The sequence below is a fragment of the Paraliomyxa miuraensis genome (genome assembly GCF_026337845.1).
GTDB lineage: Bacteria > Myxococcota_A > Polyangia > Nannocystales > Nannocystaceae > Paraliomyxa > Paraliomyxa miuraensis.
The window spans coordinates 437,731-452,906 of the sequence record NZ_JAOVZF010000159.1 but is presented as its reverse complement, the minus strand read 5'-3'; the positions used below and the strand labels follow the sequence as shown (position 1 = coordinate 452,906).

The window sequence follows — 15,176 nt, the reverse complement described above, 5'->3', positions numbered from 1 at the left end:
ACCACTCTAGAGCGAGACCGAGATGACCCAAGTGACCTCGATCCTCTCCTCCCTGGCCGAATCCCTGCGACGGCACGCGGGCGTGCTCCGGTCGGCCTCCGTGCTGACCCTGGCCGTGCTCCTGGGCGTGCTGTCCACCGCATGCGGCGAGCCGCCGACGGCCACCGAGGATCCGGTGGCCGTGCGCACCGAGCCCGGCGAGCTCGTCTTCCACCCCGACACGCGCCCGGTGGCCGTGTCGCTGGTCAACATCTCCGAGAAGCCGGTCGTGATCGGCCGGGTGCGCGTGGACGAGAGCACCCCCGACTGGGTCGGCTTTGCGGTGGGCGACGACGCCAAGCCCGGCCGGCTCGCCCCGGGCGAGCGCATGACCTTCCACGTGGGCGTGGACTCCGGCTACTTCCTGGGCTCGGGCGACGTGCGCCCGGTGGTCGAGGCCGAGGGCGAGCAGCTCGTGGCCGACGACGAGTACCGCGAGGGCAAGGCCCGCCTGGCCTTCACCGTCGATGGGCAGGACCACGGCGGCATGCCCATTCGCTTCGAGGATCCCTCGTGGGTGGGGCAGTACCTCGGACCGGCGCTGGTCAAGATCCTGCTGCTGGTCATGGGCTTCATCATGCCGCTGGCCTCGCTGCTGACGTGGATGGAGCGCAAGCAGAGCGCCATGATGCAGGACCGCCTGGGCCCCAACATGGCGGCCCTCAAGATCGGCGGGGCCAATTTGCGCCTCTGGGGCATCCCGCACTTCATCGCCGACGGCGTGAAGATGCTGTTCAAGGAGGACTTCATCCCGCGCAAGGCCCACCGCGCGCTCTACTCGGCGGCCCCGCTGTTCGCCTTCATCCCGGCCCTGGTGGTGTTCGCCATCGTGCCGTTCGGCGATGCGCTGTGCTACGACCGCATGCTCGAGCCGCTGTCGGCCGCCGACGTGGCCCAGTGCGCCGACGGGCGCGGCGGCACCCCGCTGCAGATCGCCCAGATCGACGTGGGCCTGCTCTACTACTTTGCGGTCGCTTCGCTGGCCACCTACGGCACCGCGCTGGCCGGCTGGTCCAGCTACAACAAGTGGGCGATCTTGGGCGCGCTGCGAGCGAGCGCGCAGATGATCTCCTACGAGGTCGCCATCGGCCTGACCATCGTGGGCGCGCTGCTCGTCTACGGCACCCTCGAGCCCCACGCGCTGGTCAAGGCCCAGGAGAGCTCCTACTGGGGCATCGCGCTGCAGCCGCTGGCGTTCGTCCTGTTCTTCACCGCCGCCATGGCGGAGACCAAGCGCGCCCCCTTCGACCTGCCCGAGGGCGAGTCGGAGATCATCGGGTACTTCATCGAGTACTCGGGCATGCGCTTTGGCCTGTTCTTCCTCGGTGAGTTCATCGAGGTGATCTTCATGTCGGCAATGCTCGCCACCCTGTTCCTGGGCGGCTGGGGCCTGCCGTTCGGGATGCTCGGGCCCGCCGGGTTCAGCAGCCCCTTGATGGCACAACTGTTCCTCTTCGGGGCCGGCGCGGGCCTGACCGTGATGGGCGTCGCCGCGTGGCGGACCGGCAAGGCGGGCGAGCTGTTCGGGGCCACCGTGGCCCTGGTGGGCATCATCCACCTGTTCATCGGCGTGTGGTCGTTGTTCACGGGCTGGGGCACCGAGATCCCGCACATCCTGGTGGTCGGCCTGGGCATGATCATCTGGGGCGGCAAGGTGTTCCTGCTGTGCGGCGTGCAGCTGCTCATCCGCTGGACACTGCCGCGCTTCCGCTACGACCAGCTCATGAGCCTGGGGTGGAAGGGTCTGCTTCCGCTGTCGATCGCCAACATCGTGCTCACCGCGATCCTGGTGTACCTGCTGATGCCGGGCGCCAACCCGGCGTCGTAGCCCGCCGTCGTCCCACCGCCTTCACCAAGGACCAAGCCACCATGACCATCAGCGTCAAGAAGGTCTCCCTGCAGCGGACCACTCGCGATCAGATCTTCCTGCCCGCGATCCTCGAGGGCCTGCTCACCACGGCGCGTCACTTCTTCAAGAACACGTTCACGCCGGGGCACGGCGACGTGGAGACGATCCGCTACGGAGAGCCCGGGGTGGACGTCAAGGACTACTACCCCGAGCGCTTCCGCGGGGTGCACCGACTGATGCACCGCGAGGACGGCTCGGTGCGCTGCGTGGCCTGCATGTGCTGCTCCACCGTGTGCCCGGCCCGGTGCATCTACATCGAGGCCGAGGATCGACGCGACGACGCCGAGAAGGCGCCCCGCAGCTTCGTGATCGACGAGCTCAAGTGCGTGGTGTGTGGCTTCTGCGTGGAGGCGTGCCCCTGCGATGCCATCCGCATGGACACCCGCGAGCACTGGATCCCCACCGAGACGCGCGCGGAGGCGGTGCTCGGCAAGGTCGAGCTGATGAGCCGCGGCGAGCAGAGCGTGGCCGTTCAAGGCGGGCTCGGAGCGAGCTACCGCGAGCAGGCGCCCAAGGCCGACCCCCGCTTCACCCACGATCCGCGCTGATGGCCGGCGGCCAGGGACGGTGGCGAACGCCGCTGTCAAGAGCGTTGTTGCGTAGCGGTGCACGACCACTTTTCGCGTCGCGGAGCCGTCCGCGAATGCTATGGTGATGTTGCTTGGCCGCTGCCCTCAGCCTTCCAAGCTCTTCCTACTGACCGTTCAACCAGGGAATCGCCTCTGTCCGTAGGTGCGCAGGCCCGTCCGGCGGGAAGCCCGACACGGATAATCAAGTGATGCCCACCTGCCAGGGGTAGGGGTTGAGCTTCGGTCATGGCGGGGCAGCGGCCTGGCGCTTTTTCTCGAGCGTGCGAAGGGGCACCACACTGGCACGAGCCTTGAGGCCGCCGTCCGCTCACCCATGGCACCCGTCGACCGCTCGGCCCAGATCACCCTGCGCGCACTGGTCACCGCACGGTGGGTGCTGTTGGGCCTGCTGGCGGTCTCCGGCACCGCCGTGCTGCTGATGCCGGCGGTGGTCGCTCCGCTGCTGGCGTGGTTTCCCCAGTCTCCCGAGCCGGTGGGGTTCGTGGCGGTGTGGCTGACCTGGCTCCTCGTCAACGTGCTCACCGACCGGCTGGTGCTGGCGCGTGGCCGCGCCACGCGAACGATCGCCGGGCTGCACCTGCTGGTCGACGCCACCATGCTGACGGTGCTGCTCGGGATCTCCGGGGGGGCGACCAACCCGTTCACCACCGTCTACTTCCTGCCCATCACCCTCGCCACCCAGGTCTCGCCGCGCTGGACGTGGGCCCTGGCCGGGTACTGCCTGGTCGGGTTCGCGGCGCTGTTCGTGATGCAGCCGCTGCCCCAGGGTCCGCCGGGACACGAGGCCCACTTCGCTGGGCACCTGCGAGGGATGTGGGTCGCGTTCGGGGTCTCGGGCCTGCTCATCACCACCTTCGTGCACCGCATTGCGCTGTCGCTCGCGCGGCAGCGCAAGGAGCTCGCGCGCCTTCGCGAGCAGACCATGCAAGACCGCCACCTGGCCGCGCTGGGCACCCTGGCCGCGGGCGCCGCCCACGAGCTGGGCACGCCGCTGGGCTCGATCCAGCTGTTGGTGGGCGAGCTGCCGCACATGGGGCAGGAGGAGCGCGAAGAGGCGCTGGCCACGGTCAAGCGCGAGCTGTCTCGCTGCAAGGGCATCGTGCACCGCATGGCGAGCCCGCAGCTGAGCGCGCAGGCCGTGGCGGCCGATGGCGGACCGTCGTGGCCGCTGCGAGCGCTGGGCGAGCAAGCGACCCGGGTGGCGGAGGAAGGCGGGGTGCCCCTTCGGATCCGCGGCCCCTCCCCGGCCGGCGTGGAGCTGCGACGACCTCGCGAGCCGCTCGAGCAGATCGTCCGCGAGCTGGTGGCCAACGCCGTCGATGCGTGCCGACGTCGAGGCGACGGCGCCGGCATCGTCCTGTGGCTCGGCACCGAGGGCGACGACGCGATCGTGGAGGTCCGCGATCGCGGCGTGGGCATGGCGGCCGAGGTCGCCGCCAACGCGTTCAACCCGTTCTACTCGACCAAGGCCGAGGGCGAGGGCATGGGGCTGGGGCTCTATCTCGCGCGGGCGCAGCTGCGTCAGCTGGGCGGCACCTTGGAGCTGCGCTCGCTGCCCGATCGCGGTACGACCATGCGCATCACCCTCCCGCTCCACCCCGATCCCGCGCTCAGCGGTAGGATCTCGCTGTAGCTCCGACCATGCCCGACACCATCCTGCTGGTCGACGACGACAAGACCTTTTGTGCCGCGCTGGCGGGCGCGCTGCGCCGACGCGGCTACGCGGTGATGCTGGCCCACGACTACGACGATGCAATCGCGGAGGCCAATGCGTGGCGACCGGACCGAGCCGTCATCGACCTGCGCATGCCGGGGCGCAACGGGCTCGAGGTGGTGCAGACGCTGCGCCAAGCGCTGCCCGAGCTGCGCATGGTGGTGTTGACCGGCTACGGCAGCATCGCGACGGCCGTGGAGGCGATCAAGGCGGGTGCGGTGCACTACCTGACCAAGCCGGCCGATGCCGACGAGATCCTCGCCGCGTTCGATCGCACCGAGCCCAACGTGGAGGCAGCGGCGGCCTCGGTGCCCCCCCGGCTCGAGGAGGTGGAGTGGGAGCACCTGCAAAAGGTGCTGACCGATGCGGGGGGCAACATCTCCGAGGCCGCCCGCCGGCTGGGGATGCATCGCCGCAGCCTGCAGCGCAAGCTGGCGCGCGGACGCCCCGGTGAGGACGAGCGCGGGCGGGAGTAGCTCGCCCATGCTACCCCGGGCAGAGCCCGGTCACCTCGACCGGATCGTCCGCCTCGAGGTTGGTCCCGTCGCCGAGCTGCCCGCGATCGTTGCGCCCCACACACCACACGCGCCCGTCGGTGGCGGTCACGCAGGTGTGCGAGCGGCCGCCGGTCACGTGCACCGCGGGAGGAAACGGCACCAGGATCGGCACGCGCTGGTCGTTGCCCGGACCGCCCCCGAGCTGACCGTCTTGATTGCTGCCCCAGCACCAGACCTCGCCGCTGTCCGTGACGCCGCAGACGTGATCGTCGCCCGAGTCGAGATCGACCAGCGGCGGCACCCCTTGAACGAGGAGCGGCGCAATGGACTCGTCGACGAACCCCGGGGCCGCGAGCTGCCCCTCTCCATTGCGTCCCCAGCACCAGGGCTGGCCCTCGAGGTCGAGCGCGCAGGAGTGGTAGTCGCCGAGCGCGAGCTGCTCGACTTCGGGCAGCCCCTGGACGAGCCCGGGCCAGGATCCAGGGTGGCCGAGCTGTCCATCGCCGCTGCGGCCCCAGCACGTGACCTCGCCACCGCCGTCGATGGCGCAGGAATGGAACCCTCCGGTGTCGACCGCGACCGCCGTGGGGACGTTGGGCACGGGCTCGGGAGACGTGATGACGATGCCGAACCCCTGGACCTGCCCGTCGTTGTTGCGACCCCAGCAGTAGACCTGTCCCGACGTCCCGCGTGCACACACGTGAAAGCCCCCGGCGGCGACGATGTCGAACGGCTCGGGTGGATCGAGCGCGACGGGCACGGACTCCGACCCGCTCGTCATGCCCAGGCCGAGCTGCCCGTAGTCGTTGCGGCCCCAGCACCACGGCGTACTGGCGATCGCACAGGCGTGGAACGCCCCGAGGTCGAACTCGGTGATGCCGTTCAGGACCGCCACCGGGGTGGGCACCCCGCCGAACACATTGGGCGGCCCGTCTCCCACCTGCCCGTCGTCATCGGATCCCCAGCACGAAAGCTGGCCGTCGCTGTGCGCGGCGCAGGAGAACTCCTCTTCGGCCTCCACCCACGCCGTGCAGGGCTGGCACACGCCGTCGATGCACGTGCCCTCGTCGCACCCCACGCCATCGCAGCAGGCCTCTGTGGCCGCGCCGCAGCTCGGGACGCCGGTCGAGGAGTCCGCGGGGCCCACGGTCTCGCTCGAGCTCCCCTCGATGGCGAGGGTGGTGCCGTCGATGGGGTCGTGGGTCGTGACCCCGCCCGTGGAGCCGGCGACCTCGGTGGTGCCGCCGCTGCTGCCCTCGGAGACCGGCACGCACTCGCCGGCCAGGCCGTTGCCCGCATGGTCGCCGTAGCGCTGTCCGGAGGGGCACCCCTCGTCGGGAAAGCTGCAGTACCCGCTTTGCTGGCAGACCCCCTCGGCCCCATCGCCAAGGCACTGCGAGCTCTGCTCGCATTCGAATGCCGATGCACCGCACCCACCCCAACCGAGAACGAGGCTCAGGCCGCCGCCGAGGACGAGGCCCGGCCCTCCGCCCCACGTGCATCGCCCCATCACTCCCACGTCCCTCGATGATACCAGAGCGGCGAAGGGCACCGTGGGCGCTCGCCGACGCACACGAATCACGTTCTGCGGGCTCCAAGGGCGCCCGCGAGGGGAAACCGTGCGGAATCGGCACGTGTCGTACCCTTCGTCTCGCCTCCGACCGAGGACTCACGATGCAACGATCCGCTGCGCTCGCCTCCCTGCTCCTCGTCGGCTGCCCCGGCCCGACCATGAAGGACGGCTCTGCTCCCCCTGCTCCCCCGACCGCTGCTCCGCCGACCGGCCCTTCCGAACGGATCGAGCCGCCGGTGGCCTACCCGCCGACCCGTCGCGACGACGTGGTCGACGTGGTGCACGGGATCGAGGTCGCCGACCCCTACCGCTGGCTCGAGGACCCCTCGATGCCCGAGGTGCAGGCGTGGATGCAGGCGCAGGACATGGTGGCGCGCGAGTACCTCGCGGAGCTGCCCGAGCGTGCCGCGCTGGAGCAGCGGCTCATCCAGCTCACGTACATCGACGCGACGTCCCCGCCTTCGCACCGCGGCAACCGGTGGTTCTACTCGCGCTCGCACGCCGACAAGGAGAAGGCGGTCTACTATTTCAAGGAGGGCAAGCCCGATCGAGGCAAGCCCGATGGACGAGGCAAGCCCGCCCAGGAGCACGTGCTGCTCGATCCCAACACCCTGTCGGACGACGGCAGCGTCGCGGTCCATGGCCTGTCGCCCAGCCACAGCGGGCGCTACGTGGCCTACAAGCTCAGCGAGAACAACGCCGATGCGGCGACCATCCACGTCAAGGATCTGAAGACCGGCAAGGACTCTCCGATCGACGTGATCGAGGGAGCCAAGTACGCATGGCCGTCGTGGACGCCCGACGACAAGGGCTTCTACTACGTGCGGCTGCCCACCGATCCCGCGGTTTCCGTGTCCGAGCTCCCGGGGCACGCCGAGGTTCGCTACCACCGCCTGGGCACCAAGCCCGAGCGGGACGAGCTGGTGTTCCCCGCGCTGAACGATCCGACCAAGTTCGTCGGCGCCGCCGTGAGCGACGACGGACACTTCCTGTTCATCTATGAGACGCGAGGTCAGAGCACCAACATCTCCTTCAAGGATCTGCGCACCCCAAGGAGCCGCGCCAAGGGCTTCCAGTCCCTGACCACGGGCCTGGTCGCCAGCTACTCGGTCGATGCATTCGGCGACCAGCTCTACGTGACCACCAACGAGGGGGCCCCGCGCGGCCGCGTGTTCAAGGTCGACCCCAGCCGGCCCCAGCGCGAGCACTGGCGCGAGCTCGTCCCGGAGCCCGAGGTCGCCGTGCTCGAGGCCGCCTACGTGGTGGGCGGGCACCTGGTCACCGGGCTGATGCTCGATGCCCACAGCAAGCTGCAGGTGCGCGACCTCGAGGGTGCGCTCGTGCGCGAGGTCGAGCTGCCTGGCGTCGGTACCACCTCGGGCCTCCTCGGTCGCCCCGACGAGGACGAGGCGTACTTCTACTACACCTCATTCGTGCAGCCGCCGATGATCTACGAGACCTCGATCGCCACCGGCAAGACCAGGCTGTGGGACACCGTCGACTATCCCATCGACACCACCAAGCTCGAGGATCGGCAGGTCTGGTACACGTCGAGGGACGGCACCAAGGTCTCGATGTTCGTGGTGCACCCAAGGGGCATGGAGCTCGACGGGAGCCACCCCGCCGTGCTGACCGGCTACGGCGGCTTCAACGTGTCGCTGACCCCCGGCTTCTCTCCCTCGGCGGCCCTGTGGGTCGAGCGCGGCGGCGTGTGGGCCGTGCCGAACCTGCGGGGAGGCGGCGAGTACGGCGAGGCCTGGCACGAGGCCGGCATGCAAGGCAGGAAGCAGAACGTATTCGACGACTTCGTGGCGGCCGCCGAGTACCTGGTGGCCGAGGGATACACCAAGCCCGAGCGTCTCGGGATCTACGGCGGCAGCAACGGGGGGCTCCTGGTCGGCGCGGCGATGACCCAGCGCCCCGAGCTGTTCGGCGCGGTGGTGTGCGCGGTGCCGTTGCTCGACATGATCCGCTTCCATCGGTTCGGCAGCGGCAAGACCTGGATCCCCGAGTACGGCAACCCCGACGACCCCGCGCAGTTCTCGTTCATCCACGCGTACTCGCCCTACCACCACGTCCAGGACGGAGCGGCCTATCCGGCCCTGCTGATGCTCTCGGCCGACAGCGACGACCGCGTCGATCCCCTGCACGCGCGCAAGTTCACCGCCGCGATCCAGGCCGCGAGCGGCAGCGGCGAGCCTGCGATCATGCGCATCGAACACAAGGCCGGCCACGGCGGCGCCGGCACCCGCAAGAAGGGGGTGGCGCAGCAGGTCGACATGTTCGCGTTCCTGCTGTCCGAGCTCGAGGGGACGGGCTGAGCCAGTCCCCGTGACGAGCCGACGCCGTTCGCACGAGCGGGCACGCTGTCCGCGAGCGGGCTGATAGGCTGCGGCTCGTGCGACTGTTCGTCGGCATCGAGCTGCCTCCCGTGATCACCGATCACCTCGCCCTCGTGGGTGGTGGGATCCCGCGTGCGCGGTGGGAGGATCGCAGCAAGCTCCACGTGACCGTGCGCTTCATCGGCGAGGTCGACGGCGGCACCAAGCGGCGCATCGAGGACGCGCTTCAGGCCGTTCGGTGTGCGCCGTTCTCCCTCGCGGCGACCGGCGTGGGCTTCTTTCCCCCCGGCGGCAAGCCGCGGATCCTGTGGGCCGGGGTCGAGCCCGTGGCGCCCCTGCGCGAGCTCCACGAGCGAGTCGAGCGGGCGCTGGTCCACGCGGGGCTTGCCCCCGAAGGACGCAAGTACACCCCGCACATCACGCTCGCCCGCCTGCGCGATCCTCCGCGTCACAAGGTGATCGAATTCTTGCAGCACCAGGCGCTGCTGCGCACGAGCGAGGTGGAGGTCGAGGCGTTCCAGCTGTACTCGAGCGTGCTGTCGCCCGGCGGGTCGAAGTACCGCATCGAGCACCACTACCCGCTCGAGGGTCTGCCTGGGGCGTGAGGACGCGGTCGCTTCAGCCGCCGAGCTTGCTCTGGACCTTCTTGAGGCGACCATCGGCCTGGGCGTTGCCCAGGCTCTTGGCCTTGGAGTACTGCGTCTTGGCGTCGCCATACTTGCCGAGCTTGAACAGCGCATCGCCGTAGAGGATGCGGTAGCCGGCGTTGCTCCCCGAGGCCTTGACCGCCTTGCCGTAGTAGCTGGCCGCATTGGCGTAGGACGCCTTGTTGAACGCGATCTTGCCCAGGCCCGCCGCCGCCGCGTGGGCGCGAGAGTAGACGTCGAGCGCTTCCTTGTACTTGCTCTCCGCCTTGGCGATCTGGCCGCTGGAGTAGGCCTTGTCGCCGGCACGGATCAGCTCGCGCGCCTTGTCCTTGGGAGACGGCCCGGACTTGGTCGAGCCGCTGCTCTTCTTGGGCGCGGACGCAGCAGCAGCGCCGTCGTCCGCCGCTGCACCGTCGTCCGCGGCACCGTCGTCCGCCGCGGCACCGTCGTCCGCAGCTTCACCGTCGTCCGCCGCTGCACCGTCGTCCGCCGCGGCACCATCGTCCGCAGCTTCACCGTCGTCCGCAGCAGCTCCATCCGCGACACCAGCACCTGCGTCCGCACCACCCGCCGCCACGGCACCACCCGCCGATGCATCGGCCACCGGTGGCGACGCGGACGGCGTCTTGGTGTCGGCCGCCGCCACCTTGGGCGGGGACTTCGTGCCTTCGATCGGCGCATCACCACCACGCGTGGCGAGCCATGCGGCGGGCAAGCCGATCAGCAGGACCAGGCCCGCCGCGATCAACCACTTGGGCACTCCCCCCGAGGAGGCCTCATTGGCGGCGGGCAGGGCCGCCAGGGCTGCGGCCTCCTCCTCGACCGCGGCCCGATCGAGCGTCGGCCGAGCCGCGGTCTCGGCATCCTCGTCGGCCGGGATCTTGGGCCTGGTGTCACCCCTCGTCGCGCCTGCCTCGTTGACCGCCTCCTGCGGCCCGACCCGAGCCGCCGCGTCGGTCCCCCCGCTCGCCGCAGCGACCGGCCTGGCCTGCGGCGCGGCCGTGTCGGCCGCCTCCCTCGCCGCAGCCCACGACTTGGCCTGCGGTGCGGCCGTGTCGACCGCCTCGCTCGCCGCAGCCACCGGCTTGGCCTGCGCGGCCGTGTCGACCGCCTCGCTCGCCGCAGCCACCGGCTTGGCCTGCGCGGCCGTGTCGACCGCATCGCTCGTGGCAGCCACCGGCTTGGCCTGCGCGGCCGCGTCGACCGCCTCGCTCGCCGCAGGGCTCGGCTCGTCCTTGGCGGTGGTCGCAGCCGAAGCCACCGCAACGGCGGCGGCCGCAGCACCGGTCCCGTTGGCCTGGTTCTCGGTGGCCTCGGGCTCGGTGGGCTCCTTTACCTTGGCCGCGGGAGACGACTTGCTGTCCGCCTTGCTCTTCGGCGCCACCACCGGGGGAATGACGCCGAATTTTCCCGATGGCGCACGCTTGGTGCGGTCGGATGATCGGCCGAGGCTGAGCCCCAGCGTCGAGGCTCGATCGAAGCTGGACCCCGAGATGTTCGAGCGATCGAAGCTCGAGCCCGACGAGCCCGCCTTGGGGCCGGTGACCGGCGGGGCGGGAACCGGCCCGCTCTTCGACGAGAGGCTGGGCGGAGGAGGCACGACCCCATGCCGTCCGGAGGTCTCCTTCTTGCCCTTGCTCGTCGACGGCAGCAGCGGAGGCTGTGACGACTCGGAATTGCGAATGCTCTTGACGTCCTCGATGAGCTCGGTGGCATCGAAGGTCGCGCTCGCCGACGGAGCCTTCTTCGACTGGGGCAGCGCCGGAGGTCGAATGTCCTCGATGATGTCGGTGGCATCGAAGGTCGCGCTCGCCGACGGAGCCTTGACCTTGGCCTTCTCTTCTGCCTCGGCCTTCTCTTCTGCCTTGGCCTTCTCTTCTGCCTTGGCCTTCTCTTCTGCCTTCGCCTTCTCTTCTGCGTCGGACTTCGACTTCAGCGGCGGAATGCTCCCCAGGGTGGGGATCTTGCCCAGACCGCCCAGGCCCAAGCCGGTGGTCTTGCGCGTCCGAACGGACGAGGTGCGCTTGCTCGAGCCGGACATCGGGCGTAGGTCGTCCCAGTCGCTCGAGAGCCCCGCGATCTCCTGCGCGCCGACCAACGCATCATCGACCGCGGCCATGTCCGGGTAGCGCTTGGGCGCGTCCTTGTTCAGGCACCTCGAGATCACCGCGGCCAGCACCGCGTCGCAGTCGAGGCCGTCGGGCGAGCGACTCTCGTGCCCCTCGCGCACGGCCTTGCCATCGCCCTTGAACAAGGGACGACCCGCCAGCAGGGCGTAGCCGATCGCGCCCAGCAGGTACACGTCCTCGCGCTGATCGGGAATGCGCCCCTCGACCTTCTCGGGCGACAGCGGCTGCAGCTCGACGACGTGGTCGCCCATCGCATCGGCCGTCAGCTCGTCCTCGATCCCGAAGTCGAACACCCGCACCGCGTCCTTGCGCCCGTCGTGCTCGACGAGCCTCACGCTCGACACCGACAGGGCCCCGTGCCGGATCCCGATCCCGTGCGCCACATGGAGGGACCGGCACAGCTGCCGCAGGATCCCGATGACCCGGCCGGCCTCCACGGGCCCCTCGCGCACCAGGTCGGCGAGCGTGGTGCCCTGCACTCGCTCGTACACCAACACCGTGCGGCCGTCTTCGAGCCGCTTGGCCTCCTCGAGCGCGACCGCCCCAGGGGCCTGCATCTCGGTGAGCAAGGCATTGGTATCGATGCACTGGTTCAGCGCCAGCTCGCCGCCGACGATGGCCGGGCGCAGCACCGTCAGCTGCAGCGCGCGCCCATCCTCCGTGTCGAGCGCAACGACCTCGCCCAGTGGATGCTCCCACAACGGCAGCAGCGACTTCGTATCGAGCGAATCGGGCACCAGCGCCCGTACGCCCGCACTCGGCTTCGATCCGACCGTGGAACCCACGCTGCGACGATGTCACAGGAGCGCCCCCACGGGAAAGGCGACTGATGAACAGGTGCGAGCAGTGGAACCCTTCCCCGAGCGCGTGTCCCCCGTTCACGCCGTTCCCTGGCACCGTCGGTGCGCCGCGGGTTACCATTCCTGCCCTATGCGCGTGAGCCTCGGGCACCGGGCGATCCCGGCGATCGCGATCGTATGCATGAGCGTGGGAAGCCTCCCCGCGGCCGCAGAAGGCCCTGGCGTGCTGATATCCCCCCCCACCATCGAGGGCCAGGCGCCCGAGCACATCGTGGAGGCGCTCACCCAGAGCATCCAGGGCGGCTTGAGCGACGCCGGGGTCACCGCGGCTGTCCCTCCCGAGGGCTGCACCGACTCCGGATGCATGGCCCAGGCCGTGGCCGACGGCAAGGCACGAGCCTACGTGACCACCGACGTCCGCATCGTGGGCAGCGACTACACCCTCGTCGTCGACATCCTCGCCTCCGACGGCCAATCCCTGGGCCGCAAGGAGGGAAGCTGCGAGATCTGCACCTACGAGGAGGCCGGGGTGGCCCTGCGCGAGTTGGTGGCCCAGGCGGCCGCTGACCTGGGGCCACCGCCCACGGTCGCGGGTACGCTCGTCGTCACCAGCGTACCCGCGGGGGCCACCGTGCGCATCGACGGCGCGGAGGTCGGTGTCACGCCCTACGAGGGCTCGGTCGACGCAGGCCCGCACAAGGTCGAGCTGTCGCTCGACGGACACCAGACCGCATGGCGGAGCGTCGAGCTCGCCGGGGGCGCCACCCAGACCGTCGAGCTGGCGCTCGATCGTACGGCGGCCGGCATGTCGCCCAAGACCACGGCCACCATCGGCTGGGCCGCCATCGGCGTGGGCGCGGCCGCCCTCGTGGGCGGCATTGCGCTGCTCGTGCTCGACGAGAATCCCGTGCGCTCCAACTGCGACGGCGTGCACGTGGACGCCGACGGCGACTGCGAGTTTCGCTACGACACGCTGGGCGGGGGCATCGGCCTGACCGTGGCCGGGGTCGCCAGCGCAGGCACAGGCGTGGGCCTGCTGCTCTACTCGCGCAAGCAGCAGCAGCAACGAGGGCCCGGCGACGTGGCACTGGTTCCGGGAGGCCTGCGGGTCCGCTTCTAGACCTCGGGCCGGCATGACGGCGGGCTCACTCCGAGCGCACCCGCAGCCGCGACGGCGGCACGAACACCCATCCATCCTCGAGCCACTGCGCGCCGAGCTCCTCGATCGCCAGCGGCAAGGCCTCGGGCACCGTGGCTCGCCCGACGGCCCCGAGCAGATCGGTCGGCCCCCGCAGCCCCTCCCGCGCCCACAGGAACGCGGTGAAGGCCGCCAGCACGGCGTGGAACATGTGCGTGTTGCGAACCACCAGCTCGGGCCACACGTAGTCGAACGCGATCCCCTCCACCAGCCCGGCGAGCACGCGCTTGCGGGTCGCCCATACGCGATCGTCGTCGCCGTGGCGTGCGCGCCGGGCCACTGCGGCGCCGAACACCTGCTCGATCGTGGCGCGTGGGTGCACCTCGATCAGGTTCTCGTGCAGCCGCAGCCGAGGCGACAGCACGCGGCGGAGGTAGGCCGCGCGCGCCGCCAGTGGCCCCGTTCCCTGCCCCAGCGTCTCGCGCGGATGGATGCCCACCGCCTGCTGTAGGATCTCGGCCGCACGCTGGGTGTAGGGCGTGACGGCCGGCTTGCCCGGATCGCTGCGCCCGCGGGGCTGCAGGCGCGGCGCCCAGCGGCGCATCCACGCCACCACCGGCACCGTGCACCGCGCCACGGTGGGGCACGGCAACGAGCAGCGGATGCACGGCGGCAGCGTCAGGGGCGCATCGATGGCCACGACGGTGTGGTCGTCGACCCAGCGCTCGAGGTAGGCCACGAGGACCTCGTCGCGAAACAGAGCATCGCCGCCAGGCTCGTCGACGACCAACCCGGTGCCCCGCTGGCCGTGGCGGACCTTGGCCTCCGCCACGCCCAGACGCGGGCGCCCCGAGGGACCGATCGACAGCTCGAGTCGAGCGACCGCGGTGTTCTTGCCGCGACCACCGCCGAGGTCCACACCGATGAAGCGGCGAAAACCCTGGCGTGCAGCCTGCCGAGCCGTACTCATTCGGGCGTGGCGCCCGGCTCGACCACCGACGGAGCCTTCTCGCGAAGGAACCGCAGGTAGGCGATCACCGAAGGCAGCTCGAGCGCCGGGAGGGCGTCGATGAGCTCGCGGGCTTGCCTGCGCAGGGTCTCGGTCGGGCCTTCACCGCGCACGCCGATCGGCTTCTCGAGCGGCACGTCGGGCTCGGGCGGCTGCTCGGGATCGCCCCACGGAGGGAACTCGCCGAGCGCGATGTCCTGCGCGTTGAGCCAGCCATTGATGTAGATGTGCAGGAGGTTGGCCCGGTACGTGAACCATCGATCGCGCTCGACGGGATACGACAGCAGCACGTCCTTGAAGCGGCGGAACGCTCCCTTGCCGTCGATCGCCAGCACCAGGCGCTCGCGAAGTGCCTCGTCCTCCACCGAGGACACGAAGCGCTCCATCCAGCGATACTGCTCCCGCGACGACGCGGGATCGAGGTGGACGAAGCGGCCCTCGGAGCGACGGATGAGCTGGCGCTTCTCCTCGTCCTCGGGTCGGCTGTCGACGATGGTCAAGACCTGGCCGGTGCGCAGGTCGAGGTAGCTATGGGTCTCGGGTGCGTTGTGCTCGAAAGCGGTCTCGAGGGCAGACCAATCTGGTTTGGGGGCGTCGACGCTGACTTTCATCGGTAGGTCACTCCATGCGCGTACGATTCCCGGCGGCAGTCTCCGGTGGTCAGCCGGAACGCCGGGTGTCGGGGTGGTCGGTGCAGGAAGCCCCTTCCGCCTTGGCGCAGGGGGCTGTCCGCTCAGGAGGATAGACCCCGGGTCACGGGCGCGGCAAGCTCGTCGGCTTGCGCCATCG

General features: G+C 70.3%; 11 protein-coding genes and 1 other RNA gene. 8 read left to right on the top strand and 4 right to left on the bottom strand.

The annotated features are described in order from the left end of the window. The first annotated feature begins 22 nt into the window (after window positions 1-22). From OEB96_RS33030 to OEB96_RS33010, 5 genes are all read left to right on the top strand, one after another. Window positions 23-1,867 carry a complex I subunit 1/NuoH family protein gene (locus tag OEB96_RS33030; RefSeq protein WP_323137460.1) on the top strand — a complete coding sequence of 615 codons (1,845 nt, stop codon included), beginning with the start codon at window positions 23-25 and terminating at the stop codon, window positions 1,865-1,867. A gap of 41 nt (window positions 1,868-1,908) precedes the next feature. Continuing rightward, window positions 1,909-2,496 (top strand): NuoI/complex I 23 kDa subunit family protein, encoded by a 588-nt coding sequence (locus OEB96_RS33025; protein WP_266220817.1) that lies wholly within the window; start codon window positions 1,909-1,911, stop codon window positions 2,494-2,496. A 111-nt stretch (window positions 2,497-2,607) separates the two neighbouring features. After that, window positions 2,608-2,785, top strand: a non-coding RNA gene (gene ssrS, locus OEB96_RS33020) — 6S RNA. Window positions 2,786-2,851: 66 nt separating this feature from the next. Beyond that, a complete protein-coding gene (locus OEB96_RS33015) occupies window positions 2,852-4,171 on the top strand; it encodes a HAMP domain-containing histidine kinase (RefSeq protein ID WP_266220816.1) in 1,320 nt (439 codons plus the stop codon). A gap of 8 nt (window positions 4,172-4,179) precedes the next feature. Continuing rightward, window positions 4,180-4,728 (top strand): response regulator transcription factor, encoded by a 549-nt coding sequence (locus tag OEB96_RS33010; protein WP_266220815.1) that lies wholly within the window; start codon window positions 4,180-4,182, stop codon window positions 4,726-4,728. A gap of 10 nt (window positions 4,729-4,738) precedes the next feature. On the opposite strand, the gene OEB96_RS33005 is transcribed toward OEB96_RS33010, so the two are convergent. Then, on the bottom strand, window positions 4,739-6,259 hold the full coding sequence (locus OEB96_RS33005) for an RCC1 domain-containing protein (RefSeq protein WP_266220814.1): 1,521 nt from the start codon (window positions 6,257-6,259) through the stop codon (window positions 4,739-4,741). 164 nt (window positions 6,260-6,423) lie between these two features. Here OEB96_RS33005 and OEB96_RS33000 point away from each other — a divergent pair, with 164 nt between their 5' ends. Beyond that, the gene (locus OEB96_RS33000; protein ID WP_266220813.1) at window positions 6,424-8,643 is read left to right on the top strand and encodes a prolyl oligopeptidase family serine peptidase; all 2,220 of its coding nucleotides are present in this window, start codon (window positions 6,424-6,426) and stop codon (window positions 8,641-8,643) included. 77 nt (window positions 8,644-8,720) lie between these two features. Then, the gene (thpR, locus tag OEB96_RS32995; RefSeq protein ID WP_266220812.1) at window positions 8,721-9,269 is read left to right on the top strand and encodes an RNA 2',3'-cyclic phosphodiesterase; all 549 of its coding nucleotides are present in this window, start codon (window positions 8,721-8,723) and stop codon (window positions 9,267-9,269) included. A 13-nt stretch (window positions 9,270-9,282) separates the two neighbouring features. Here the strand turns inward: thpR and OEB96_RS32990 are convergent, their stop codons facing one another. Continuing rightward, window positions 9,283-12,177 carry a protein kinase family protein gene (locus OEB96_RS32990; protein ID WP_266220811.1) on the bottom strand — a complete coding sequence of 965 codons (2,895 nt, stop codon included), beginning with the start codon at window positions 12,175-12,177 and terminating at the stop codon, window positions 9,283-9,285. Window positions 12,178-12,421: 244 nt separating this feature from the next. On the opposite strand from OEB96_RS32990, the gene OEB96_RS32985 reads away from it, so the two are divergent. Further along, window positions 12,422-13,360, top strand: a complete 939-nt coding sequence (locus OEB96_RS32985; RefSeq protein ID WP_266220810.1) for a PEGA domain-containing protein — start codon at window positions 12,422-12,424, stop codon at window positions 13,358-13,360. A 25-nt stretch (window positions 13,361-13,385) separates the two neighbouring features. On the opposite strand, the gene OEB96_RS32980 is transcribed toward OEB96_RS32985, so the two are convergent. Beyond that, a complete protein-coding gene (locus OEB96_RS32980) occupies window positions 13,386-14,348 on the bottom strand; it encodes a DUF429 domain-containing protein (protein WP_266220809.1) in 963 nt (320 codons plus the stop codon). Continuing rightward, entirely contained in the window at window positions 14,345-14,998 is a 654-nt protein-coding gene (locus tag OEB96_RS32975) for a UPF0158 family protein (RefSeq protein ID WP_266220808.1), read from the bottom strand. Before OEB96_RS32975 ends, OEB96_RS32980 begins: the two co-directional genes overlap by 4 nt. Window positions 14,999-15,176 lie beyond the last annotated feature (178 nt).